Below are 21,512 nucleotides of genomic sequence, written 5' to 3' on the forward strand. Positions count from 1 at the left end.
CATTGAGCGCGACGACGGCCACCAGCTGGACGACGCCCGCGGTGACCAGTCGACCACCGAGGTGCGACGTGTCAGCGGGCCGCTCGGTCACCGAGCCGATCCGTACTGCTCCCGACGTCGTCCGGCACGTGAGTCAGGATGTCGCCCACCTGGCAGCCGAGGACCTCGCAGATGGCGTCGAGTGCTGAGGCACTCACACCATCCTCCTGCGAAGAGGGGGCGGTGTCAGCCGGAGAGGGCAGTGCCCGAGAGCGGGTGGGTCAGTCGTCGTCGCTGTCGGGCGCGGGTGCCTGATCGGTGCTGGTGCTCGAGGTGGAGTCGGACCAGACGGCTTGCGCGCCGGAGTCGCCGATGCGGACGACGTCGATGGTCGCTCCGACGGAGATGGCGATCGCTGCGACGGCGAGCACGATTCCGACGAGGGGGCGGCGGGTGGTGGCGGCTCGGTCCTCGGTTCGTCGCGTGCGGCGGAACCAGAGCCACTGGATCAGGGCGACGAGGAACAGGCCGGCAGCCCAGGGGAGCAGGTGGTCGCCGAGCTCGGTGTGCTTCTCGAGGATCGCGGACGGCTCCGTCTGTCGTTCGAGCGCTTCACCGGCCTGCGTGGTGAGCGGGACGGCGATCAGCGCGGCGAGGGCGATGATCGGGGTGAGGATCCCGAACTTGCGGCGGGCGGCCGGCCAGAGGCTGCCGAGGATGAGCATCAGTGCGGCGAGGGGGAGCAGAACCACGACGGCGTGCACGAGGAGCGGGTGGAGGGGGAGGCCGTTGATCTGCCAGTCGTTCATCGGGGGCGCCTTCGGTCGAGAGGGGGGCTGTCCTCGTGACGCTAACGCGCCCCGCCCTGCGCGCTCTGCCGTTGGACGTGTTCGTGTGAGCCCTCGAACGATCACTCGCCCGTCCTCCGAGCCGACTCCCCGCTTCAGGCCGAGACGCGAGGAGCCGACCGAGCGGAGTCAGGACGTGTGCCGGCTCGCCGGTGCGATCAGGCGGCGGAGCCGGTCGGTCACGAGAAGGGCACCGGCGGCGTCGATGGTGAGGACGTCGACGTCGAAGCGGTCGGTGACGGTGTCGAGCGTCCCGGCGCTGCCGGCGAGGATCGCGGTCGCGAGGACGTCGGCGGTGACGATGTCCTCGGCGATCACGGACACCTGCACGAAGGGGACGTCACCGGGCTCGGCAGGTCGGCGCCAGACGTGCTCTCCGCGTTCGGCGGTCCCGGAGGTGGCGATCGCGCGGCGACCGTCGCCGAGCGGGACGACGCAGAGCAGCGCCTGCCGGTCGCCGGGATCCACGATCCCGACCCTCCCGCTGCCGGCGGGCGAGGTGAGGACGTCTCCCCCGACATCGAGGAGCCATTCGCCGTCTCCGAGCAGCCGGGCCGCGTGCGCCATGGTGGTCGCCTTGACGGTTCCGGCGAGGTCGATGACCCCGTCGGGCCGGTGCGGGGTGAAGGCGCCGTCCGTCGCCGTTCGCCAGTGCAGCGATTCGGTGTACGCGGTCCGCATCTGCTCGGACGCGGCCGTCAGCGCGAGCTCACCGCGGGCGATCCGGGACGCCTCCGACTCCGGCCGGTACAGGCTGAAGCGGGCGTCGGCGTCGGCGAAGACGGCCTCGACGTCGCCGACCGGGGTGTCGTCGGCGGCGCGCAGGCTGACGACGGTGCCCATCGTCGTGAACGTGTGCACGGTCAGAGTCCGGCCTGGTCGATCGCCGATTGCAGGGAGGTGAGGTACCCGTCGCTGGTGTAGGTCGCTCCGCTGACCGCCTGCACGTTCGCGGACTGGGCGGCGAGGACTTCCTGACGCAGGATCGGCGCGGCCCGGTGCGAGATCGACACGGACCTGCCGTCCTTGTCCGTGAGGTGCACGGCCGTGACGTCGGTGATCTGCCCGCCGGCGACGGTGATCGCGACCTGCACCGCGCCGAAGCGAGTCGGAACAGATGAGCCGGTCCACGTGCCGTCGGCCGAGGCGGACGGGCTCGCAGTGGCCGTCGAGCTCGTACCGGCCGACGGGTCGGTGGGCGCGCCGGCGGAGGGCGTCGTCGAGGCGGGGGCGCCGGCCGGGGTCGGCGTGGTCACCGCGGGAGCCGCTCCTTCCGTGGCCGTGGTGGCGCTCGTCCCGGTGGCGAGCGAGGACCCGGTGGCGCCGGCGGATCCCATCTGCCAGCCGACGACGAGGACGGCGAGGGAGGCGAGGACGCTGGCGACTGCTGCTCGTGTTCTCACCAGTCGAACCTCTCCACGTGGATCTGCCGGTCGGGCAGGCCTGCCGCTCGCGCGTCGCGGACGACGAGGTCGGCCCAGGCGGTCGGACCGCAGACGAACAGGTCGGATTCGAGCAGGCCCGGCAGTGCCGAGGTGATCGTCACACCTCGGGCGACGGACTCGGCGGACATCCACGTCGCCAGCCCTGCGGGCCGCCGGCCGATCATCCCGAACAGCGCGCCGCGGCTGCTGCGGACCAGTGTCCGAGTCTCGTCCCAGAGGTAGGTCTGGGAGTCGTCGGTGGCGCGCAGCAGGACGGTGGCCTCGCCGGGTCGGAGGCCGCCGTGCTCGAGGAGCGCTCGGGCGGGGGTGATGCCGATGCCGGCGGCGATGATCGCGAGCCGCGGGGCGGTGCGGGCGACGTCGGTGAAGATCCCGTAGGGGCCCTCGATCGAGACCGCGGTCCCGGGGCGCAGTCGTGCGAGACGGTCGGTCCCGGCTCCGAGTGCGCGGACGGTGATCCGAGCGCGGGTGTCGGTCGGGACGGCGGAGAAGGAGATCGGGTGCGCATGCCACCAGGTGCCGCGGCTCCAGAACCGCCAGATCGCGTACTGCCCGCCGATCACGCCGAGGCGGGAGAGGTCGCGGCCGGAGAGGTGGAGCGAGAAGACGCCGGGGGCGATCGTCTCGACGGCCTCGACCTGGATCCGGTGCCGCAGGGTGGCGAGTACGGGCACCGCGAACCGGAACCTGGCGATCGCTCCGAACGCCAGGACGTAGAGGGCGAGCCAGTAGACGCGCTGCGGGGTGCTCCCGGCGAGGACCTGGCCGGCGGAGAGCTGGTGGGGGACGGCGACGAGGACCGCCGCGTAGCTGAGGAGGTGGATCGCGTGCCACGCCTCGTACGCGAAGCGGCGGCGCACGGCGACGAGGGAGGTGACGACGACGAGCACCAGCAGGGTGCTGCCGAGCAGCGCCAGGAGCATGTCGGCGCCGGAGTACAGAGCGAGTGTCTCGTTCCACAGCGTCAGCCCGTCGGTGAGGGCGTAGCCGACGGTGAGCAGGGCACCGTGCCCGAGGATCAGAGACAGGGCGGGCTTGCCGAGGCGACGGTGCAGCGCCATCGCGGTGTCCTGGCCGAAGGTGCGGTCGATCCAGGGGATCCGGGCGGCGAGGACGAGCATGACCAGGATCAGGTCGGTGCCGACGAGGCCGGCGACGATCCCTGCGGCCGTGAGAGCTCCGGCGATATCGGTGGCCTCCGCGGGCCCGCCGGCTGCGAGGTAGAGCGCGATGGCGAGGGCGACCGAGACCCAGCCGGCGGTGACGAGCGCGTCCGCGGAACGCAGGCGCCGACGCAGGGATCGCTCGCGGTCGGCCTGCGACCGCCGCAGGGTGGTCGGCGCGTGGGGTGCGGGTGCGTTGGTCGGTCGGATCGTGGTGCTCACGGCGGCGCCCTCCGGTCGGTGTCGCATGCGCCGACCTCGGGTTTCCGGGGGGCGCGCTCCTACCGTCGCGGGGGAGTCTTGGTGTCGACTATGAGGGATGCGTGCCGATTCCCCGCGGGGGTCCGATTCGTGTTCGAGGTCTCACATGTCAGCGCTCGGGCAGCACGATCGTCACCCGCACTCCGTTGGGGCGGCGGTTCTCGATGGTGACCGATCCGTCGGCTGTGTCGACGAGAGCTGCGACGAGGGCGAGCCCGAGCCCGCTGCCGCCGTCGCGGCTGGTGCGCGCCTCGTCGGGTCGGGAGAAGCGCTCGAACGCGTGCGGCACGAACTCCTCCGGAATGCCGTGCCCGGTGTCCTCCACGCGCAGCTCGAGGGTGGAGTCGTGCTGCTGCAGGAGGAGGGTGATGCGTCCCGCAGGAGGCGTCGCGGCGATCGCGTTCGCGCCGAGGTTGTCGAGGATCCGCGAGAACGCGCTCACCGAGAGCGGGTAGGGCGCGTCGGCGCGCTCGATCGCGGTGTCGAGCTCGATGTCGGGGCCGGCGCCGCCCGTGATCGTCCTTAGCCGGTCGACGGAGTCCATCAGCTCGGTCTCCAGCTCGCTCGCCGTCGAGCGCGTCGCGGCGGGCGGTGCGGCGTCCAGGCGGGAGAGCTCGAGGAGGTTCGTCGCCAGGCGGGACAGGCGGGCGAGGGATCCCTCGGCGGCGCGGATCTCCTTTTCGAGGGCGTCCGCGTCGCCGAAGTGCCGGTGCGCGAGTTCGAGCTGGGTGATGACGACGGCCAGCGGCGTGCGGATCTCGTGGCTGGCCGCGGACACCATCTGCCGCTCCCGATCCGCGGTGTCCCGCGTCCGGGCGATGAAGGCGTTCAACGTCTCCGCCAGGTCCGACAGCTCGTCAGCCACCGGGCCGACGGGGAGCTTGCCGCCGTCCCGGTCGCCGAGGGACGCGGCGGTGCGGCGCATCCGCTCGACCGGACGCAGGGCGGCGCCGGTGAGCAGCCATGCGGCGAGGGCGGACAGGATCACGAGGGCCGCGGCGCTGACGAGCAGCGTCCGGTCCAGGGCCGAGACGGTCAGGTCGCTGCCGGCGCCGCTGCGCGCCGCCCACAGCTCCCACGTGCCCGCACTCGTGTCCAGGGTCCGGGAGACGATCGTGAACCGGACGTCCTCGTCGGTCATCACCGTCGAGGTGCCGTCGCTGCCGGTGCTGCGCTCCAGAACCTCGTGGACGTCGTGCGGCATCGTATCGACGGGGACCGCTCCGCCGGGAGCGCGCGCGAAGATCAGGATCCCCTCGGCCGGCGGGTCGGGGGTCTCGGTCGGGTCCGATCCCAGATCGGCGAGATACGGGGCGAGGTCGCCCTCGGCGAGGGTCACCTCGGACGCGACGACGATGCTGCGGAACTGCCCGTGCAGCACGAGGGTGATCACGCCGACCCCGATCAGCGCGACCAGGAGGCTGCCGAGGGTGATCCGGGAGCGGATCGACAGGGAGCGCAGCAGCCTCACTCGGCGCGCTCCAGCCGGTATCCGGCGCCGCGGACGGTCGTGATCCGGAGGCCTGTGTCGGCGAGGGCGAGCTTCTTGCGGAGGTAGCTGACGTACTGATCCACGAGGGTCGGCTCGAACGTCTCCGTAGACCCCCACACTTCGGCGAGGATCTCCGTCCGGGTCAGTACCTCATCGAGATGCACGGCGAAGAAGCGCAGCAGCGTGAGCTCCTTGACACTCAGCGCGAAGGGACGCTCTCGGACCGTCGCGCGCACGGACAGGGCATCCAGGCGCAGCGCTCCGATCTGGACCACTGGCTGCGGGCCGCTGGCTCGGCGCCGGATCTGTGCTCGGATCCGGGCGCTCAGCTCGCCGAAGTGGAACGGCTTGGTGACGTAGTCGTCGGCGCCCGAGTCCAGCCCGAAGATCCGGTCCTCGACGGCGTCCCGCGCCGTGATCAGCACGACCGGGACGGTGCTGCCCGACTCGCGCATCCGACGGCAGACCTCGAACCCGGTCATCCCCGGCAGCATGACGTCGACGACGGCGACGTCGACATCTTCCGCCGTGAAGGCGATCAGCGCATCGACACCGTTGTCGACGAGTTGCACGTCGTAGCCGTCCTCCCGCAGTCCTCGCTCGACGAGGGCGCCCATCTGCGGGTCGTCCTCGACGACGAGGATCCGGGACATCAGATCGCGCCGGACGTGCCGAGCAGCGACCCGATCAGGAACGTCGCGGCGAGGGCCAGCGCGCCGCCGACGACGATGCGGATCATCGGGCGCAGAGCCGGGCTGCCGCCGACCCGTGCGCTGATGTATCCGGTCGCGGCGAGGGCGATCAGCACCACGGCGAAGGTCACCGGAACCCTCCAGTCCGGCGGAGGGAGCAGGATCGCCAGCAGCGGCAGCACGGCTCCCAGGAGGAACGCCAGCGCCGAGGCGCCGGCGGCGGCGAGCGGGCTGGCGACCGCTTCCTCGTTCAACCCCAGTTCCGCTTCCAGATGTGCGGTCAGAGCGTCGTTCTCGGTCAGCTCGCGGGCGACCTGATGCGCTGTCTCCGGGGTTAGACCGCGCGCCTGGTACAGCCAGGCGAGTTCTTCGAGCTCCCCGTCGGGATCCTCGGCCAGCTCGACGCGCTCCTTTGTGATCAGCGCACGCTGACTGTCGCTCTGGCTGCTCACCGACACGTACTCGCCCAGCGCCATCGAGATCGCACCGCCGACGACACCCGCGACACCCGCCGTCAGGATCGGTGCCGTCGCGGTCGTCGCACCGGCGACACCCACGACGAGAGCGGCGACCGAGACGATGCCGTCGTTCGCGCCCAGCACGCCCGCTCGCAACCAGTTCAGCCGACCTGAGATCGCGCTGTCGTGCGGTTCCGCGCGGGGCGAGGAGGGCGGAGGCGTGGACGGGGTCGACATGAGGGCCATGCAAGCACCCGCCCCGCGGGAGCGCTAGCCAGGAGAGCCTGCCCAATCCCGTCGGTGCTGCACCGGCTGAGAAGAGACGCAGGGGAGAGGCAGAGCCCAGCGCTGGCAGGGAGCTACGGTGCGAGCACGCCCCGGACTGAAGGAGTCACCATGCCACTCATCCGCATCGACCTGATCGAGGGCCGCTCCGACCAGCAGATCACCGCACTCGGTGACGCGCTGATGCGCACCCTCGTCGAGGTCTACGGCCTCCCGGAGCGTGACCGCTTCCAGATCGTCACCGAGCACAAGCCCGGCCGACTCACCGCCCTGGACGTCGGACTCGGCATCGAGAGGTCCGAGCAGATCGTCATCATCCAGATCTTCACCCAGACCGGCCGCAGCACCGAGGAGAAGCAGGCGTTCTTCGCCGCCCTCGCCGCCGCGCTGGACGCGATCGGCATCGACGGCGCCGACCTCGTCATCGGCTTCATCGAGAACACCGCGGCCGACTGGTCCTTCGGTTTCGGCCGAGCGCAATACATCACCGGCGAGCTCGCGGCGCCCGGGAGCGCTTGACGGTGAGGCTCGGCGGAGGAGCGCTGCCGGCGTACCTGCGGTGAGGGGGTGAGCCTCAGAGTGCGGTGAGCCGATCGAAACGCGGGAGTATTTCGGCGCTGTCGCGCGGAACGACAGTGAACCCCAGCCGCTCCAGCTCTGCCACGGCGGTCATCGGATCGTCGGACACCGCGGCGGCGAGTTGACGCTTGCGCCACCGAAGGCGACCCTCGTGAAGGGCGGCGCCCGCGCCACTGATGGTGTCGATACCGAACTCGATGATCATCATCTCCAGCACGTCCTCGAGGCACGGTCGGAACCGATGGCCGCCAGTCGGGAAGTGAACATCGCCGAATCGCGGCGGGTCACCTTTCGCTACGCGCTTCTGGTAGATCTTGCCGCGACGTCGAGCTCCTGTGGCGGCGAGGGCGTCCGTCATGTCCTGCCGCTCGGCATGCACGTTGTAGTGCGCCGAGGGGACGTCGCTGCCGCTGTCTCGGAGGTAGTCGACGGTGAAGAGCGGCCGGGCCGAGCCGCGCACGTTCACTTTGAACGTCGAGCGTTCCACAGAGACGAGGTGGCTCACCGGACTCAGGACCAGCCGATACTGGACGACGAGACGGAAGGTCTCGGTGCCCTCGATGTCCAGACGAAGCCCGAGCTCCTCGGTGGGCTCGACAGTGACGGCGACACCGCCGCCGCGCATGCGAACCACGCTGCTCTCTAGGCCGACGAGTCCGTTGGGGATGATCTTCGCGAGCATCTCCATGATTTCGAGCATGAAGTCGAAGACCTTCTCTTCGAGGTCCCCGTCGGACTGACCGCCAGGGTCAACGCTCGGCATGCTCCCGCAGGTACGTCAGGTCCTCGAGCTTGCGCAGGATCGACTGTCCCTCCTGGGACAGCTCGTACCGGTCGGCGCGCTGGCGCAGCTCATCAACCGAAGCCCCTGCGCGTGCCTCAAGTTCAGCGAGACGAGCGCTGATCTTCGAAATCGTCAGTACCTCGAGGGTGGGAACCATGCAGTCATGGTGACACGGACCCCCGTCATTCGCACTCGGACAGATTCATCGATGGCGCAGGGCTCCAGTCGAAGCGGCGATCTGCACACCTCGGTGGGTGAGGAGATGCGGACGGTGCCGGCAGGCTGACCGCTGCCAGCCGGACGGCGCTCGCTCGCCCGAAGGGCCAGCCCCCACCTGAGCACGCTCGACAAAATACCCCCGGGGGTATAATTTGGTCATGAGTTCCTACTGAAAGGGGAAGTGATGCTGCTCGAACGCTTCTACGACGACGACCTCGCCCAGGCGAGCTACCTCATCGGCTGCCAGGCCACGGGAGACGCGGTGGTCGTGGACCCGCGACGGGATGTCCAGGTCTACCTCGACACCGCCGCCCGCAACGGCATGCGCATCGTCGCGGTGACCGAGACCCACATCCACGCCGACTACCTCTCCGGCACGCGCGAGCTCGCCCGCGCCACCGACGCCGAGATCTTCGTCTCGGGGGAGGGCGGCGTCGACTGGCAGTACGGCTTCGACGCGACCCGGCTGCACGACGGTGACGTGATCCCCGTCGGCAACCTCCGCCTGCAGGCCCGGCACACCCCCGGCCACACTCCGGAGCACCTCGTGTTCCTCGTCACCGACGGCGCCCTGACTCAGGATCCCGGCTACCTGCTCTCCGGCGACTTCGTGTTCGTCGGCGACCTCGGCCGCCCCGATCTGCTGGATGAAGCGGCGGGCGGTCAGGACACGCGGTTCCAGGGCGCGCAGGACCTCTTCGACAGCCTCAAGCGCGTCCTGCTCACCCTTCCCGATCACGTGCAGATCCACCCCGCGCACGGCTCGGGTAGCGCCTGCGGCAAGGCGCTCGGAGCGATCGCGTCGACCACCGTCGGCTACGAACGCCTCTACACCTGGTGGGGTCCCTACCTCGCGGCGGATGACCGGGACGGGTTCGTCCGCGAGCTGCTCGACGGGCAGCCCGACGCGCACGCCTACTTCGCCCGCATGAAGCGCGAGAACCGCGACGGCCCCGCCGTGCTCGGACCCCTGTCCGAACTGGCGGCGGTGACGTCCGAGGACGCCGCCGAGCTGCTCCGCGACGACGAGGTGATCCTGGTGGACACCCGCGCCCCGGCCGACGTGCGCGCCGGCTCGGTACCCGGTGCCCTGGCGATCCCCGCGACAGGGAAGACCGCCGCGTGGGGTGCCTGGGCGGTGGACCCGGAGCAGGAGAAGCGCCCCCTTCTTCTCCTGGTCGACGGGCCGGAGCCGGCCGATCACGTGCGCGATCACCTGATCCGCGTCGGAATCGACTCCTACGCCGGCTACCTCACCACCCTCGACGGGCTCGAGACGCGACCCTCCGCCACCATCGCCCCCGACGAGGTCGCGGACATCGAGGACGCCTTCGTGCTCGACGTGCGCGAAGCGAGCGAGTACGCCGCCGGCCACGTCCCCGGAGCGACCCGGATCGGCGCAGGACGCGTGCTGTGGGAGACCGACCGGCTCCCGAAGGACCGCACGATCATCAGCTACTGCCAGAGCGGCGCCCGCAACATCATCGCCAGCCAGGCGCTGCGCCGCGCCGGGTTCCCCGTCATCGAGATCGAGGGCAGCTACCTCGGCTACTCCCGCGCCCAGCAGAACGCCGACGCACCCACCGCCTGACACACCCTCCTCACGGCGTCCCGCCCGCCGCGCCCCACCCTGGCGCGTCCTACTCACGCGCCCGAACTCGGGCGCGGCGGGCGGACACCGGCCCGAGCGCGAGTGTCCCCTCGCCGGGCTGCCGGGCCCCGCCGCCCGGCATCTCACCCGTGCCGGCCACGGCCTACCTCTTCGCTTCCCACCATCGGCGACGCCCGCCTTCGGTGTTTCCGCGCTCTCGAAAGGGCAACCATGACGACCACTTCTTCCCCTCTCACCGTCGACTCGAGCACTCTCCAGGAGTGGGTGAGCGAGCACGAGGACCTGCTCGTCATCGACGTGCGCTCCGCAGCGGAGTTCGAGTCGCTGCACATCCGCGGCTCCTTCAACGTGCCCCTGCCGCTGCTGTCCGAGCACACCGACCAGCTCGCCGAGCGCCTCGGAAGCCGCGTCGTGCTGGCCTGCCAGTCCGGGGTCCGTGCGGAGCAGGCTCGACAGCGCCTGGCCGCGACCGGCCTCACCGGCGCCTACGTCCTCGCCGACGGAGTGCCCGGCTACGCCGCCGCCGGCGGCGACGTCGTCCGAGGCGCTGAACGATGGGCGATGGATCGCCAGGTCCGCTTCGCCGCCGGCGTCCTCGTCCTCCTGGGTCTTGTCGGCGGACGCGTCATCGGCTCTCCGCTGCGTCTGCTGTCCGGCGCGATCGGCGCGGGCCTGACGTTCTCGGCCGCGGTGAACAGCTGCCCGATGGCCTCCGTCCTCGGACGACTGCCATGGAACAAGGCCGCCGTCGAGCCGACGGCCACCGGCGCCATCACCAAGATCCCGGTCCGGAGCGCAGCCTGATGGGTCTTCTCGACCGCCTGTTCCGCCGCTCGTCCCGCACTGTCTCCGTCGCGCAGGCGAAAGAGCTCGTGCTCTTCGGCGCCACCCTGGTCGACGTGCGCACCGCACAGGAATGGCGCACCGGCCACGCCGCAGGAGCGAAGCACGTCCCTCTGGACACGTTGCAGAGCACGAGCGCAGGCATCCGGAAGGACCGTCCCGTGGTGCTCATGTGTCAGTCCGGCGTCCGCTCCGCATCCGCGGCTCGCCTTCTCGCCGACCGCGGCTACAGCACCCACTCCCTGCGCGGCGGGATCACCGCCTGGCGCTCCGCCGGCGAACCCCTCCGCTGACCCCTCCCAGTGAGGCATCACCCCGCTCATTACTTGAAGGAGAACTGATGAACGAGATCACCGTAACCGAAGCCGACCGTCGTCGTCCGACGAGCCAGATCCTCGACGTCCGCGAGAACGACGAGGTCGCCACCGGCATGATCCCCGGCGCACTGCACGTGCCGATGGGGCAGCTGGGGCAGCGCCTCTCCGAGCTCTCGGCCACTCAGCCGATCATCGTCGTCTGCCGCAGCGGAAGACGCAGCGCCGCCGCAGCGGCCGCACTCGCCGGCGCCGGCTTCACCGCCGACACGATGGCCGGCGGGATGGACGCCTGGACCCTCGCCGGCCTCCCCATCACCTGACCTCGGATCGATGACCGTCCACACCCTCACCACGCACACCTTCGACAGCCGAAATCCGGTCCATCCCAACAGTCCTCCTCCTGCGCCGCGGCGAGGTGGTGCGCCGCCACTCCGGCATCCTCGCCGCCGCGGCCCTCGCCGACCTCGCGGAGAGTGCCCTCACCCACCCGACAATCCGGAAGAGCGCATGAGCCTCATCTCCCTCCCTCTCGGCCTCCTCATCGGAGCAGTCCTCGGCCTGGTCGGCGCCGGCGGCTCGATCATCGCCGTCCCCGCCCTCGTCTACGGCGTCGGACTGTCGACCGACGAGGCCGTCCCCGCGTCCCTGATCGTGGTCGGGCTTGCCGCGCTCTCCGCCGTGATCCCTCGACTGCGCCGTGCGATCGACTGGCGCACCGCCGCCCTCGTCGGCGCCGCAGGAATCCCTGCCGCGTGGGTCGGCTCCCAGATCAATAAGGTCCTCGACCCGGACGTGCTGATGCTGCTCTTCGCAGCCCTCATGGTCGCTGCCGGCATCCGCATGTTCACCGCCCCACCCACCGGACACGATCACCGGGTCCGCCTCTACGCGCTCCGCGCGATCGGAGTCGGCCTGGTCGTCGGATTCCTCACGGGCCTGCTCGGCATCGGCGGGGGATTCCTCATCACCCCCGCCCTCATCCTCCTTCTCGGCCTGTCCGCCGGCACCGCGGTCGGCACCTCGCTGGTCATCATCGTGATCAACTCCCTCGCAGGCCTCAGCGCCCACCTCCCCGGCGCCACCCTCGACTGGCCCGTCATCCTCCTGTTCAGCGGCGCCGCGATCGCCGGATCCCTCATCGCCTCCCGCTACGCCTCCCGCCTCCCGGACAGAACCGTCAAGATCGTGTTCGCCGTACTGGTCCTCCTCGTCGCCGTGTTCGTCGCGTCCGTCAGCATCGCGGGACTCCTCACCCGCTGACGCTCCGGCAATGAGACGGACAAGCGATCGAGAATCGCGTCACAGTCTCCGCGCTGATACCCCCAGGGGTACTCTGATCCGGAAGCTGACGCTCACCCGCAGCATCACAGCACTCGACGCGCCTCCCGCGCCGCGAACAGGAAGAACGAGCATGACCGACACCGCTGGCCAACTCCACGACACGGACGCCATCCGGAAGATCGCGAACCGCCTCAAGCGCGCGCAGGGGCAGCTCACCGCCGTGATCAGCGCGGTCGAGAGCGGCGGTGACTGCCGAGACGTCGTCACCCAGCTCTCCGCCGTCTCCAGCGCTCTGGATCGGGCCGGCTTCGCGATCATCTCCACCGCCATGCGTCAATGCCTCATCACCGATGACGCGGACTCCGCCGACGACGTCGCGGCTGACGCCTCTCCGCGCAAGCTCACCGTGGAAGAGCTCGAGAAGCTCTTCCTCACCCTCGCCTGACACGCCAGACCGGGCACTTCGTGTCCGGTCATCGTGTTCATGGGGAGCGCCGCGCCGCACGTGCGGCTGGACACTTCCGCGGCCACTACTCGACGTCTGGCAAGAGGAGACGGCGTTCCAGGATGTCGGGGGCGAGGATGCTCAGGTCGGGGCGCAGCTGCTGCGCCTTCTGCTGGAAGGCCCGCGGAGCGTCGCAGGGCGCGCGGATGACGCCGGCGCCGTCAGCCCACCCTCTAGAAGGGCCACACCGGTTGCACTTCGACGAGCCCGAAACGCGCCATCGGATGCTCGGAGGCAATCGCGATCGCCGCGTCGAGATCATCAGCCTCGACGATGTCGAAACCGGCCACCTGCCCGGAACCGTCGATGGACGGCCCGTCGACGACGATGCGTTCCCCTTCACGCACGCGCACGGTTCTGGCGTCCTCGGCTGGTCGCAACCGGTCACCGACCGCATACGAGCCGGATGCTCGCAGCGCCTCTACCCGCTCGCCGGTGGTCCCGTCGCTCCCGGTGAACGTCGCTACGCCTAGGTCGCCGGCCAGTGACGTGGCGAAGCCGTCGTCCGTGTTCGTCGCCAGAGGCGGGCCGACGGTGCAGGCTGCGCCGTGCACCCCGTCACGACCATCAGGCATGCCGCGATCGCGACCGTGCTGCGCACTTTCGAGAACGTCCCCACCGGATCAGGCTGAGCGACGTCACCACTTTCCTGGTGGTCGCCTCTCGGCCTGAGCGACTCAGCGCCGTTCCGAAAAGGAGTGTCTGCTGCGGGTCATCAGGAAGCCCGACGGCTCCTAGGCTGACCCGATGAGTTCCCCGGCACCGACCCGCCCATTCGTGGGTGTAGCGCGCATCGCCGTCGGTGCAGCCGCGGTCGCGGTGATCCTCCACACCTACGCGCTGAGCATCGTGGCCGGCGACCCGAATCCGTTCGACTACTTCGGCTACTTCACGAACCAGACCAGCCTCCTCGCGAGCGCGGTGCTCATCGTCGCCGGATCGGTCGCGCTCGCCCGCCGTCCGACGCCGGTGTGGCTGAGCTACGTCCGCGGCGCGGCGACGGCCTACTCGATCGTCGTCGCCGTGATCTACAACACCCTCGTACCCGGTACCGGGACGGCTCCGCCCTGGGTCAGCGCCGTCCTGCATGTGGTGCTCCCCGCGCTCGTCCTCCTCGACTGGATCGTCGTCGCCGACCGCGGACCGCTCTCCTGGCGCCGGCTGTGGGTGGTCCTGCCCTACCCGATCGTCTGGGTCGTCGTCGTGCTCGTCCGCGGAGCGACCGACGGGTGGGTGCCGTACGGTTTCCTGCTCCCCGAGAACGGAATGCCGTCGCTCGTCCTGCACGTCGCCGGGCTGACCTGCGCGGTGCTCCTCGCGGGCGCGCTCGTCTGGGCACTGAGCCGACGCCGCAGATCGGCCGGTTGATGTCCTGTTCTCCGTCGCCGTGAATCATGAGGCGTGCTGATTCCCGACGTCGGGCGCGTCACCTCTCGTGCGCCGCGGCTCGGCCGCAGCGGGCTCTGATCACGCGCGACACGAGATCGATGACCAGCAACCCCGACATCATTTCAGTCTCGCGAACCCGAGCGCCTTGTGCGCGTCCCGTATGGGGATCGTCGAGCGATCACCTGAACGCCGATTCGTGGACCGACGCACGCCGCATCGCGACGGCGGGACGATAGAACCCCTGGGAGCCGCCGTCTCTCACCATTCGTCGCCCAGCTTGCGGAGCCGGTTGTCCTCCGGCAGGGTCTGGCGCGAGAAGTCGTGCAGAACGTCGGACGACGCCGTTTCCTGTCCGTCGCGTTCAGCTCGTCGGATGGCCGCGAGGACGACGCATGTCACAGTCACGATCAACGCCGCAGCAGTCGTCAACGTCATCCATGTCGGCTGAACGGTCGAACCGTCCGAGCACAGCGGGTTCCAGAGGAACCCCTCTCCGGTCAGGCTGCCTCCGCCGCGGGTCCGGCACGTCTCGCTCGGGTCCCACATGTAGATGGAGGCAACCGCTCCCATGACGGCTGCGAGACCGCCGAAGACCAAGGCGAGAACGACGGGCGTCGCTGCACTCGGTCGCGGGGGCTCTCCAACGGTCATCGGGACATCATGCACTGCACTCCACGGGATCGATCAAGAACCGGAACAACAGAGGCGGCTGCGAGCGCCCCGCAGGGAGGTCATCGCGCAGCGACAGAGGACTTCAGCACTTCACCGACACGCAGAATCTCGTCCGAAGGGAAGCGGAACGGGTTGAGGGAGAGCAGGTCATCCGCCGTCATCCCCGCTCCTCCCTTTCTCGTGAGGTTGGCGCGACCGGATGGAGTGGCCGCAGTTCCCTCAGGGGCCACAGCGCATTGCTCGTGGCCGGGCTCGTGGATGAGCCCAGAGAGCGCGGACGCCCTTTCGTCGTCGCGGGAGCGACGATCGCGGCTGCAGCCGTTCTCTGCGCTCCCGTGTACGACGCCGGTCTAGCCGTCCTCCGGACCGAGGGGGACGTGCCGACAGCTGCTCTCGGTGCGCCCGCCCGACGCGATGATCCCGAACAGCTGTCGAGCCAGCTCGGAACGATGCCGCAAGCGCGCATCAGCTACGGGCAGCGGTATGTCTTCGCGAAGTCGGTTGCCGTGAACTGCCTTCCCTCGGTCATGGAGTTCAGTGACGGGCAGATGTCGTTGTTGTGCGCCGCCGCTACGAAGGGGGTCGCTGCTTGTGGGACGCAGCCGTAGTCCTGGTCGGGCTGGTCGAGGATGCGCAGCTGACCCGTCTCCCCGGCGGCGAGGTGAAGATCGGACCAGGAGCAGGACCAGGTGAGTGAGGCTCCGGTGTCGTTGGTGATGCTGACGTAGTGGGAAGGGCCATGCACTCCGAACAGCAGATCACCTACCCACAGAACCGCGGCCGCCACGACGGCTAGAGCGCCCAGCGCGATCGACAGTCTCACCGACCGTCGTTGGCGGGGTGGCGTCTGCCGGTCCGGCGAGAGCCCGCTCGGATCCCAACTGTCCAGACCTTCAACCACGGCGTCTCCCCTCAATGGGCGAGAAACGGCCTCGACCGCTGCCCAGCTCGAGTCCGCCCACGGGAGAAGAGTAGGCGTGATGCGGCTCTCACCACGAGGAGCAACCGGCTCGCGACCGAGAGCGTCCGCAAGGCGATCGTTCACAGACGCATTGCGGGACCGGCGATGTTCGTTCGTGAAGTTTGAGACGAAACCGTGCTCTGAGGGCATTCACTACTGAGGGGGTGATGTCGGATGGTCGGTGCTGCTGAGGTGACGCTGGTAAATCGTCTTCGCGGCGGTGACCCGTCGGCGCTGGACGTTCTCTTCCGGATGCACGGCCGCGCGGTCTACCGCGCCGCGGGAAGCTTCCTCGCGGACGCCGGTCATGCCGAGGACGTCGTGCAGGAGAGCTTCTTCCTGCTCTGGCAGCGCCGCTCGGGCGTGCGCATCGTGGGGGAGTCGGTGCTGCCCTGGCTGCTGGTCACGGTACGCAACCTCAGCTTCTCGACCAACCGCCGCGAGCAGCGCCGACGCCACCTGCCCCTCTCCGACGACACCGCCTCTCGCGGCGTCGACGCGGAGGCGAGCGAGCGGCTGCTGGACGTGCGACGTCTGGTCGAGCAGATGAGCGCGACGGACCGCGCGATCTGGACGGCGTGCATCGAGGACGACCTCAGCTACAGCGATGCCGCGCGTTCCCTCGGCCTGTCCCACGGGACGGTCCGCAATCGCCTCTCGCGGGCACGGGCATCGGTGACGAGAGCCCTGACGGAACGGACAGAGGACCATGGACAGTCGTGACCTGAGCGATGAGCAGCTCGAGCGCATCAGCGCACGCCTCGCGCACCGCATCCGCCGCCGCCGACGTCTTCGCCAGGCCGCGGCGGTGACGCTCGCCGGCATCGCCGGCGCCGTCCTCAGCGCGGCAGTCCTCACGGCGGTGACGACCGAGCGCGGCACTCCGGTCGCAGCGCCCGTCACCTGCTGGGAGCCGGACGGGCAGGGCGTTGCCCTGTCGGGCGAGATCCAGACGCCCGCGAAGCAGTCCACTGCGTCGCTCGCCGCGGCGTGTGCTGCGCTCGCGGGCACCAACGGAGACGGAACGGACGCCGCCTTGTTCTCCCTCGCAGGAACCCAGGTGTGCCAGGAGGGCGGCCGGATCGAGATCTTCACGGGACTGCCCACCACAGTCGACTGCACCAACCCGCCCGCGACGCGGACCGGAGTCGACCAGTGACCTTCCGACGCACGAAAACACTCGCCCTCACCATCCTCTGCCTCTCCGCGGCGCTCCTCGTCAGTGGATGCGCGACGAGCGCCAGCAGCCCCGGTTCCCCATCGACGACGCAGATACCCGGTGAGCTGCTCAGCGCCGAGGACGCGACCAGGTCCGTCTACGAGACCACCTCGGTCGTCGGTGACCAGGGATCGAGCGGATGGCTGCTCGATCACCCCGTCAGCCTTCGCATCATCGGCATCGACGGCCGGTCGAAGCTCAGCGTCGACGGGCCGTGCAACACGCTGACCTACGACCTCCAGTCCGCGGGTCTGCAGACGTCCGTGTGGGTCGTCAGCGGGGGCCCCGCGACGACCTACGTCGGCTGCCTCGCCGCCGCTGGCGAACGAGAGCAGTGGCTGATGGACGTCCTGGGCACCAAGGACGTCAGCCTCACCCAGACCTCCACGACGATGCGCATCCGCTCCGGCCCCGTCACCATCGACGCCACCGCCAGCACGACCCCCATCTCCACCGAGACGCCTGCCCAACCAACAGAGACGACGGAGGCCCTGACACCCACCGTCCCGACAGAGGGCCCGCCGGGCACCCCCATCGCCGCCGCCGCCTCTGAGGGGCCGATCATCGACGTCCAGCAGCTGACAAATCCGGCGCTCGACCTGGCCAACGGCACCGGAAGACTCCTCTCGACGCTCAGTGCGGAGGAGAAGAAGCAGTACCCGATCTACGCGGTCGGAACCACGTACGAGGAGCTCGCCGCGTATGACCCCGCTCTCGCGGACCACTACTGGGTCGCGCAGGACGAGCCGGTCTGGGCGCTGACCGTGCACGCGCCCGCGGAGAGAACAGACGTGCCCTATGGCTTCGACCTCCATCGGGTGGACGTCTTCACCGCTGTCTACGACGGGATCAGCGGAGAGCTCCTGACGTCACAGGGCGATGTCGACCTCGCTTCTCTCGGTGCGCCCGGCGAGCTGATCACCGCCGGATAGATCCTTAGTTACCGTCCGTATGGGAATCCCCAAACGGGACGCCAGAGGCGATGCGGATGAGGCGAAGCGCGCGATTGCTTGGTGGCGCGCTCGCTACGCTCACGTGATGGTCGGCCTCTCGCAGTGGCGCCGGCGAGCTGACGCTCGCCGTTCGCGCCGCGCCCGGTTCCGGGTTCTGCTCGCTGAGGTCTGTGGTGAGTGCTCGCACCCCTGGGTGGAGCACCTCGCGGACGCCGGCCTGGTCGGCAGCCCCGTGTGCTCGGAGTGCGTCTACGAGCTCGAGCATGGGTTCAGTAGCGGACCGATTTGTCACCGACCGGTTCCGATCGATGTGTTGAGTCGCGCTGATGCCGCTGCGGCGGCGGCAGGGCAGGGCCGCAGTGATCAATTGGTCGGAGGAGGCCGGATTCGGGTCGCAAAAGAAGACCTTGACGCCTCATGTCAGCGTCCGGCGAGAGTGGTCAGCAGGTCCTGGATGCTCGTCTTCTCGACAACCGGGTCGGGGCTGCCGGCGCGGACGGAGGAGAGAACGGGGTCGATCCGCTGGTCGACGTAGGTCCACGTCTGGCAGTTCGCGGCGCTCAGTGCGGGCTCCGCGTCGTCCCAGGCGGTCTCAAGGTCGGTGGCGCGGGCTTTCGCGCCGGCCTGATCGCCGCTGGTGACGAGGGCGAGGGTGTCGGCGGTGATCGTCTGGAAGTTCTGCACGTCGGCGGAGGGGAAGTCGGTCTGAACGGATGCCTTCGCGTCAGCTGCGGACAGCGTTCCCGACGCATCGCAGGCCGGGGCTGCCCCTTCGGGTGCCGGACTGGTGTGCGGCTGGCTGTTGGTGAAGGCGAGCAGCCCGACGACGGCGACGGCGAGGACCGCGAAGGCGACGAGTGAACGGCGTTCGCGGGCGACTGGCGTGGTGTAGTGCTCGGATGCGCCCTTGTCGACATCGGCCTTGCTGAGGGAGAGGTAGACGACGGTGGCGAGGATCGCGAGCAGGAAGATGATGCTGGTGACGAAGGTGCCGAGCCCGAGGCCCTGCTCGTCGGGGGACAGGCCGAGCCAGTCGCCGATATTGGCGCCGAGGGGGCGGGTGAGGATGTAGGCGATCCAGAACGCGAGGACCGGGTTCGCGCCGTAGCGCCAGAGGCCGGTGACGATCGCGAGCAGCGTGAGGGGCAGGAGGATCGAGACGCCAGGGCCCCAGCCGGTGAGCTCGAGAGTCCAGTCGCCGAGGGCGGTGCCGAGCGCGAAGGTGACCAGGACGGTGACCCAATAGAACGCCTCCCGCGGGGTGGTGTCGATGCTGTGGATCGAGAGGGTGCGCTCCTTCGAATACCAGACGCCGAACACGATCACGAGCAGCAGCGAGAAGACGAGGGAGCTGGCCCAGAGAGGCACTCCGAGCTGGTCGGTGAGGATGTCGGTGAGCAGGGTGCCGGTGACGCTCATCACCACGACAGTCAGCCAGTACGCGGCGGGCACGTAGCGTCGCAGCCGCATCTGCACGGCGAGCACGACCGCGGTGACGATGATGAAGATCACAGCCGTCGCGATGAGGCCGACGCCGAGGACCATGTTGATCCAGTCGGCGAAGCTCTCACCGACCGTGGTGCAGAGGATCTTGATTATCCAGAACCAGATCGTGACCTCGGGGACCTTGCTGAGCAGCCGCCGGCCGCGGGACGGTGCTGCCGTCGTTGAGATGTCCATGCCCGCAGAGTCTCAGTCGGGAAGTGGGCGGCGGCTCGGGATGCGCCGTGCTGCGTTGTGTTTGCTCACAACGACCCGAAGTACCCGAACGCGATCAGGTCGGTACCGAGCTGATGGGGTCGAGGCTCTGTGCTTTCACAACGGATGCAGGGGAATCCGCCGCCGCCACAGACGGCTCGTTCATAGCGTGGACTTCTGCGGCGTGCTTCGCGTCGAGAGACGAGGACGACACTGATGCCGAACCGGGAACCCCTACCGGACGGTGCGATCGCGTATCGGGCGGCGCGACGATGGCCGCTGATCTCGGCGGGCCTCGCGGTGCTGCTCACCATCCTCCTGGCCGCGCTGATCTTCTACCGCGAGCACGACAAGCCGTTCGGGTTCGACACCGCCTGGATGAACGAGATCATCGAGCACCGGTCCACGTTCTGGCTGGTCCCGTCGCTGGTGATGAACAGCCTCGGCGGCGGGATCGTCGGCACGATCGTGATTCCGCTCGTCGTGTTCGTGGGGCTGCTGGTCTGGCGGGGTCGGTGGGCGGCGACGTACTTCGCGATCGCCGCGCCGCTGAGCGGGCTGCTGGTGCAGATCCTCAAGAACGCTGTCGGTCGTCCGCGGCCGCTGGAGATCCTCGTGAACGCCGACTTCGGCTCGTTCCCCTCCGGCCACAGCGCGAACGCCGCCACGACCGCGATGGTCCTCGCGATCGTCTTCCCGCTGTGGTGGGTCCGCATCGCCGGAGCCCTTTACACGGTGGCGATGATGCTCAGCCGCACCTACCTCGGTGCGCACTGGATCTCCGACACCGTCGGCGGGCTGCTCCTGGGCGCCGGGGTGGCGTTGATCGTCTGGGCGCCGCTCGCGGTCAGGCTGCACACCGAACGTGCTGCATCACCGTCGTTCCGTTGGCGGCGCTTCTCCGGGCACCGTCCGACCAGATGACGGCGGAAGGCAGCGGGCAGCGCTGCCGGTGAGCGGGTCGCTGTGCGCTTGTTCAACGGACCCGGCGAAGCCCCCAGCCCCGGGTACCGCAGGCTGCCCGAGCATGGCGGCATGATGCACCTCACCGATCAGCGCCGCCCTCCGCTCCCTCGGATCCGCTCACATCTCGTCGCCGGCCGGTACGCCGCCTCGACGGTGCCCGAGGCGACGGCGCTGTTCTGGATCCTCAAGGTGCTGACGACGGGGATGGGCGAGACGGCGTCGGACTTCCTCGCGACCGCGTTCGACCCGGTGATCGTTGTCGGAGTGACCGGGCTCGCGTTCCTCGCCGCGCTGGCGCTGCAGTTCGCAGCCCGCCGGTACGTCCCCTGGGTGTACTGGCTGGCGGTGCTGATGGTGAGTGTCTTCGGCACGATGGCCGCCGACGTGCTGCACGTGGTCGCCGGTGTCCCGTACCTCGTCTCCACCCTCGGGTTCGCGGTGGCTCTCGCGGCGGTCTTCCTCGTGTGGTGGCGGGTGGAGCGGACGCTGTCGATCCACTCGATCACGACGCCGCGCCGGGCCGCGTTCTACTGGCTCGCCGTCTCGGGGACGTTCGCACTCGGCACCGCAGCGGGCGACCTGACCGCGTCGACCCTCGGCTTCGGCTACCTGCCCTCCGCCGTCCTGTTCGCGGCGATCATCGCGATCCCCGCTCTCGCACACCGGTTCACGGGGCGGAACGCGGTCCTCGCGTTCTGGGCCGCCTACGTCGTCACGCGACCGCTCGGCGCCTCGGTCTGCGACTGGCTCGCGGATCCCGTCGCCCAGAAGGGCCTGGGCCTGGGCACCGGCCCGGTCACGCTCGCGGCCCTCGCGGTGTTCCTGCTGCTGGTCGCGGTGATCGCGCTCCGCCGACCGCGCGCGGCCGTCACGGCGACCCCCTGAGCGCTG

27 protein-coding genes are annotated in these 21,512 nt (G+C 69.7%); 13 read left to right on the forward strand and 14 right to left on the reverse strand.

The annotated features are described in order from the left end of the window. Positions 1 to 71: 71 nt before the first annotated feature. The 8 genes from C5C50_RS17465 to C5C50_RS05145 form a co-directional block, all read right to left on the reverse strand. Positions 72 to 197: a helix-turn-helix transcriptional regulator gene (locus C5C50_RS17465; RefSeq protein ID WP_181065426.1), complete on the reverse strand. Its 126-nt coding sequence runs from the start codon at positions 195 to 197 to the stop codon at positions 72 to 74. Positions 198 to 260: 63 nt separating this feature from the next. Next, positions 261 to 788, reverse strand: coding sequence for a DUF2231 domain-containing protein (locus C5C50_RS05115; RefSeq protein ID WP_104273006.1), 528 nt, complete (start codon positions 786 to 788; stop codon positions 261 to 263). Between the two features lie 168 nt (positions 789 to 956). Further along, positions 957 to 1,688 carry an FAD:protein FMN transferase gene (locus C5C50_RS05120; RefSeq protein ID WP_258067666.1) on the reverse strand — a complete coding sequence of 244 codons (732 nt, stop codon included), beginning with the start codon at positions 1,686 to 1,688 and terminating at the stop codon, positions 957 to 959. A gap of 2 nt (positions 1,689 to 1,690) precedes the next feature. Next, entirely contained in the window at positions 1,691 to 2,230 is a 540-nt protein-coding gene (locus C5C50_RS05125) for an FMN-binding protein (protein ID WP_258067667.1), read from the reverse strand. After that, on the reverse strand, positions 2,227 to 3,657 hold the full coding sequence (locus C5C50_RS05130) for a ferredoxin reductase family protein (protein ID WP_258067668.1): 1,431 nt from the start codon (positions 3,655 to 3,657) through the stop codon (positions 2,227 to 2,229). The genes C5C50_RS05125 and C5C50_RS05130 overlap by 4 nt, the downstream gene beginning before the upstream one ends. 148 nt (positions 3,658 to 3,805) lie before the next feature. Continuing rightward, complete coding sequence (locus tag C5C50_RS05135; protein ID WP_104273008.1) at positions 3,806 to 5,167, reverse strand: cell wall metabolism sensor histidine kinase WalK; 1,362 nt, start codon at positions 5,165 to 5,167, stop codon at positions 3,806 to 3,808. Continuing rightward, entirely contained in the window at positions 5,164 to 5,841 is a 678-nt protein-coding gene (locus C5C50_RS05140; RefSeq protein ID WP_104273009.1) for a response regulator transcription factor, read from the reverse strand. Before C5C50_RS05140 ends, C5C50_RS05135 begins: the two co-directional genes overlap by 4 nt. Further along, positions 5,841 to 6,584: a VIT1/CCC1 transporter family protein gene (locus C5C50_RS05145; protein ID WP_104268953.1), complete on the reverse strand. Its 744-nt coding sequence runs from the start codon at positions 6,582 to 6,584 to the stop codon at positions 5,841 to 5,843. The genes C5C50_RS05140 and C5C50_RS05145 overlap by 1 nt, the downstream gene beginning before the upstream one ends. A 150-nt stretch (positions 6,585 to 6,734) precedes the next feature. Between C5C50_RS05145 and C5C50_RS05150 the strand changes: the two genes are divergently transcribed. Continuing rightward, positions 6,735 to 7,142 (forward strand): tautomerase family protein, encoded by a 408-nt coding sequence (locus tag C5C50_RS05150; RefSeq protein ID WP_104268952.1) that lies wholly within the window; start codon positions 6,735 to 6,737, stop codon positions 7,140 to 7,142. Between the two features lie 55 nt (positions 7,143 to 7,197). Here C5C50_RS05150 and C5C50_RS05155 read toward each other — a convergent pair whose 3' ends face one another. Together C5C50_RS05155 and C5C50_RS05160 are read right to left on the reverse strand one after the other, a co-directional pair. Further along, positions 7,198 to 7,965: a hypothetical protein gene (locus C5C50_RS05155; protein WP_104273010.1), complete on the reverse strand. Its 768-nt coding sequence runs from the start codon at positions 7,963 to 7,965 to the stop codon at positions 7,198 to 7,200. After that, positions 7,952 to 8,143 carry a hypothetical protein gene (locus C5C50_RS05160; protein ID WP_104268950.1) on the reverse strand — a complete coding sequence of 64 codons (192 nt, stop codon included), beginning with the start codon at positions 8,141 to 8,143 and terminating at the stop codon, positions 7,952 to 7,954. The genes C5C50_RS05155 and C5C50_RS05160 overlap by 14 nt, the downstream gene beginning before the upstream one ends. 246 nt (positions 8,144 to 8,389) lie before the next feature. On the opposite strand from C5C50_RS05160, the gene C5C50_RS05165 reads away from it, so the two are divergent. From C5C50_RS05165 to C5C50_RS05190, 6 genes are all read left to right on the forward strand, one after another. After that, a complete protein-coding gene (locus C5C50_RS05165) occupies positions 8,390 to 9,796 on the forward strand; it encodes a rhodanese-like domain-containing protein (protein ID WP_104273011.1) in 1,407 nt (468 codons plus the stop codon). A 231-nt stretch (positions 9,797 to 10,027) separates the two neighbouring features. Beyond that, a complete protein-coding gene (locus C5C50_RS05170; RefSeq protein ID WP_104268948.1) occupies positions 10,028 to 10,621 on the forward strand; it encodes a rhodanese-like domain-containing protein in 594 nt (197 codons plus the stop codon). Then, complete coding sequence (locus C5C50_RS05175) at positions 10,621 to 10,953, forward strand: rhodanese-like domain-containing protein (RefSeq protein WP_104268947.1); 333 nt, start codon at positions 10,621 to 10,623, stop codon at positions 10,951 to 10,953. The genes C5C50_RS05170 and C5C50_RS05175 overlap by 1 nt, the downstream gene beginning before the upstream one ends. Before the next feature lie 47 nt (positions 10,954 to 11,000). Then, the gene (locus C5C50_RS05180) at positions 11,001 to 11,297 is read left to right on the forward strand and encodes a rhodanese-like domain-containing protein (protein WP_104273012.1); all 297 of its coding nucleotides are present in this window, start codon (positions 11,001 to 11,003) and stop codon (positions 11,295 to 11,297) included. A gap of 187 nt (positions 11,298 to 11,484) precedes the next feature. Next, positions 11,485 to 12,237, forward strand: a complete 753-nt coding sequence (locus C5C50_RS05185) for a sulfite exporter TauE/SafE family protein (protein WP_104273013.1) — start codon at positions 11,485 to 11,487, stop codon at positions 12,235 to 12,237. A gap of 151 nt (positions 12,238 to 12,388) precedes the next feature. Continuing rightward, on the forward strand, positions 12,389 to 12,703 hold the full coding sequence (locus C5C50_RS05190; RefSeq protein ID WP_104268943.1) for a metal-sensitive transcriptional regulator: 315 nt from the start codon (positions 12,389 to 12,391) through the stop codon (positions 12,701 to 12,703). A 233-nt stretch (positions 12,704 to 12,936) separates the two neighbouring features. Here C5C50_RS05190 and C5C50_RS05195 read toward each other — a convergent pair whose 3' ends face one another. After that, positions 12,937 to 13,338, reverse strand: a complete 402-nt coding sequence (locus tag C5C50_RS05195) for a YciI family protein (protein WP_104273014.1) — start codon at positions 13,336 to 13,338, stop codon at positions 12,937 to 12,939. Positions 13,339 to 13,510: 172 nt separating this feature from the next. Here C5C50_RS05195 and C5C50_RS05200 point away from each other — a divergent pair, with 172 nt between their 5' ends. After that, positions 13,511 to 14,131 carry a Pr6Pr family membrane protein gene (locus C5C50_RS05200; RefSeq protein WP_104273015.1) on the forward strand — a complete coding sequence of 207 codons (621 nt, stop codon included), beginning with the start codon at positions 13,511 to 13,513 and terminating at the stop codon, positions 14,129 to 14,131. Between the two features lie 279 nt (positions 14,132 to 14,410). On the opposite strand, the gene C5C50_RS05205 is transcribed toward C5C50_RS05200, so the two are convergent. Both C5C50_RS05205 and C5C50_RS05210 read right to left on the reverse strand, forming a co-directional pair. Then, on the reverse strand, positions 14,411 to 14,803 hold the full coding sequence (locus C5C50_RS05205) for a hypothetical protein (protein ID WP_104273016.1): 393 nt from the start codon (positions 14,801 to 14,803) through the stop codon (positions 14,411 to 14,413). 490 nt (positions 14,804 to 15,293) lie between these two features. After that, positions 15,294 to 15,725: a hypothetical protein gene (locus tag C5C50_RS05210; RefSeq protein ID WP_146085864.1), complete on the reverse strand. Its 432-nt coding sequence runs from the start codon at positions 15,723 to 15,725 to the stop codon at positions 15,294 to 15,296. 234 nt (positions 15,726 to 15,959) lie between these two features. On the opposite strand from C5C50_RS05210, the gene C5C50_RS05215 reads away from it, so the two are divergent. The 3 genes from C5C50_RS05215 to C5C50_RS05225 are packed head-to-tail and all read left to right on the forward strand — an operon-like array spanning position 15,960 to position 17,936. After that, positions 15,960 to 16,508, forward strand: coding sequence for an RNA polymerase sigma factor (locus tag C5C50_RS05215; RefSeq protein ID WP_104247078.1), 549 nt, complete (start codon positions 15,960 to 15,962; stop codon positions 16,506 to 16,508). After that, complete coding sequence (locus C5C50_RS05220; RefSeq protein ID WP_104273017.1) at positions 16,495 to 16,944, forward strand: hypothetical protein; 450 nt, start codon at positions 16,495 to 16,497, stop codon at positions 16,942 to 16,944. The genes C5C50_RS05215 and C5C50_RS05220 overlap by 14 nt, the downstream gene beginning before the upstream one ends. Next, entirely contained in the window at positions 16,941 to 17,936 is a 996-nt protein-coding gene (locus C5C50_RS05225) for a hypothetical protein (protein ID WP_104273018.1), read from the forward strand. The genes C5C50_RS05220 and C5C50_RS05225 overlap by 4 nt, the downstream gene beginning before the upstream one ends. A gap of 441 nt (positions 17,937 to 18,377) precedes the next feature. Here the strand turns inward: C5C50_RS05225 and C5C50_RS05230 are convergent, their stop codons facing one another. Then, positions 18,378 to 19,637: a hypothetical protein gene (locus tag C5C50_RS05230; protein ID WP_104273019.1), complete on the reverse strand. Its 1,260-nt coding sequence runs from the start codon at positions 19,635 to 19,637 to the stop codon at positions 18,378 to 18,380. Positions 19,638 to 19,871: 234 nt separating this feature from the next. Here C5C50_RS05230 and C5C50_RS05235 point away from each other — a divergent pair, with 234 nt between their 5' ends. Then, on the forward strand, positions 19,872 to 20,579 hold the full coding sequence (locus tag C5C50_RS05235; RefSeq protein ID WP_181133891.1) for a phosphatase PAP2 family protein: 708 nt from the start codon (positions 19,872 to 19,874) through the stop codon (positions 20,577 to 20,579). Between the two features lie 111 nt (positions 20,580 to 20,690). Further along, entirely contained in the window at positions 20,691 to 21,506 is an 816-nt protein-coding gene (locus C5C50_RS05240) for a hypothetical protein (RefSeq protein WP_104273020.1), read from the forward strand. Positions 21,507 to 21,512 lie beyond the last annotated feature (6 nt).

The sequence above is a fragment of the Rathayibacter sp. AY1D9 genome, assembly GCF_002932395.1.
GTDB lineage: Bacteria > Actinomycetota > Actinomycetes > Actinomycetales > Microbacteriaceae > Rathayibacter.

Excerpts from the sequence above, each read along its gene's own strand:
- C5C50_RS05115 (WP_104273006.1), bottom strand. The coding sequence starts at position 788 with ATGAACGACTGGCAGATCAACGGCCTCCCCCTCCACCCGCTCCTCGTG.
- C5C50_RS05140 (WP_104273009.1), bottom strand. The coding sequence starts at position 5,841 with ATGTCCCGGATCCTCGTCGTCGAGGACGACCCGCAGATGGGCGCCCTC.
- C5C50_RS05145 (WP_104268953.1), bottom strand. The coding sequence starts at position 6,584 with ATGGCCCTCATGTCGACCCCGTCCACGCCTCCGCCCTCCTCGCCCCGC.
- C5C50_RS05150 (WP_104268952.1), top strand. The coding sequence starts at position 6,735 with ATGCCACTCATCCGCATCGACCTGATCGAGGGCCGCTCCGACCAGCAG.
- C5C50_RS05155 (WP_104273010.1), bottom strand. The coding sequence starts at position 7,965 with ATGCCGAGCGTTGACCCTGGCGGTCAGTCCGACGGGGACCTCGAAGAG.
- C5C50_RS05160 (WP_104268950.1), bottom strand. The coding sequence starts at position 8,143 with ATGGTTCCCACCCTCGAGGTACTGACGATTTCGAAGATCAGCGCTCGT.
- C5C50_RS05165 (WP_104273011.1), top strand. The coding sequence starts at position 8,390 with ATGCTGCTCGAACGCTTCTACGACGACGACCTCGCCCAGGCGAGCTAC.
- C5C50_RS05170 (WP_104268948.1), top strand. The coding sequence starts at position 10,028 with ATGACGACCACTTCTTCCCCTCTCACCGTCGACTCGAGCACTCTCCAG.
- C5C50_RS05175 (WP_104268947.1), top strand. The coding sequence starts at position 10,621 with ATGGGTCTTCTCGACCGCCTGTTCCGCCGCTCGTCCCGCACTGTCTCC.
- C5C50_RS05180 (WP_104273012.1), top strand. The coding sequence starts at position 11,001 with ATGAACGAGATCACCGTAACCGAAGCCGACCGTCGTCGTCCGACGAGC.
- C5C50_RS05185 (WP_104273013.1), top strand. The coding sequence starts at position 11,485 with ATGAGCCTCATCTCCCTCCCTCTCGGCCTCCTCATCGGAGCAGTCCTC.
- C5C50_RS05190 (WP_104268943.1), top strand. The coding sequence starts at position 12,389 with ATGACCGACACCGCTGGCCAACTCCACGACACGGACGCCATCCGGAAG.
- C5C50_RS05195 (WP_104273014.1), bottom strand. The coding sequence starts at position 13,338 with ATGCCTGATGGTCGTGACGGGGTGCACGGCGCAGCCTGCACCGTCGGC.
- C5C50_RS05200 (WP_104273015.1), top strand. The coding sequence starts at position 13,511 with ATGAGTTCCCCGGCACCGACCCGCCCATTCGTGGGTGTAGCGCGCATC.
- C5C50_RS05205 (WP_104273016.1), bottom strand. The coding sequence starts at position 14,803 with ATGACCGTTGGAGAGCCCCCGCGACCGAGTGCAGCGACGCCCGTCGTT.
- C5C50_RS05215 (WP_104247078.1), top strand. The coding sequence starts at position 15,960 with ATGGTCGGTGCTGCTGAGGTGACGCTGGTAAATCGTCTTCGCGGCGGT.
- C5C50_RS05220 (WP_104273017.1), top strand. The coding sequence starts at position 16,495 with ATGGACAGTCGTGACCTGAGCGATGAGCAGCTCGAGCGCATCAGCGCA.
- C5C50_RS05230 (WP_104273019.1), bottom strand. The coding sequence starts at position 19,637 with ATGGACATCTCAACGACGGCAGCACCGTCCCGCGGCCGGCGGCTGCTC.
- C5C50_RS05235 (WP_181133891.1), top strand. The coding sequence starts at position 19,872 with ATGCCGAACCGGGAACCCCTACCGGACGGTGCGATCGCGTATCGGGCG.
- C5C50_RS05240 (WP_104273020.1), top strand. The coding sequence starts at position 20,691 with ATGATGCACCTCACCGATCAGCGCCGCCCTCCGCTCCCTCGGATCCGC.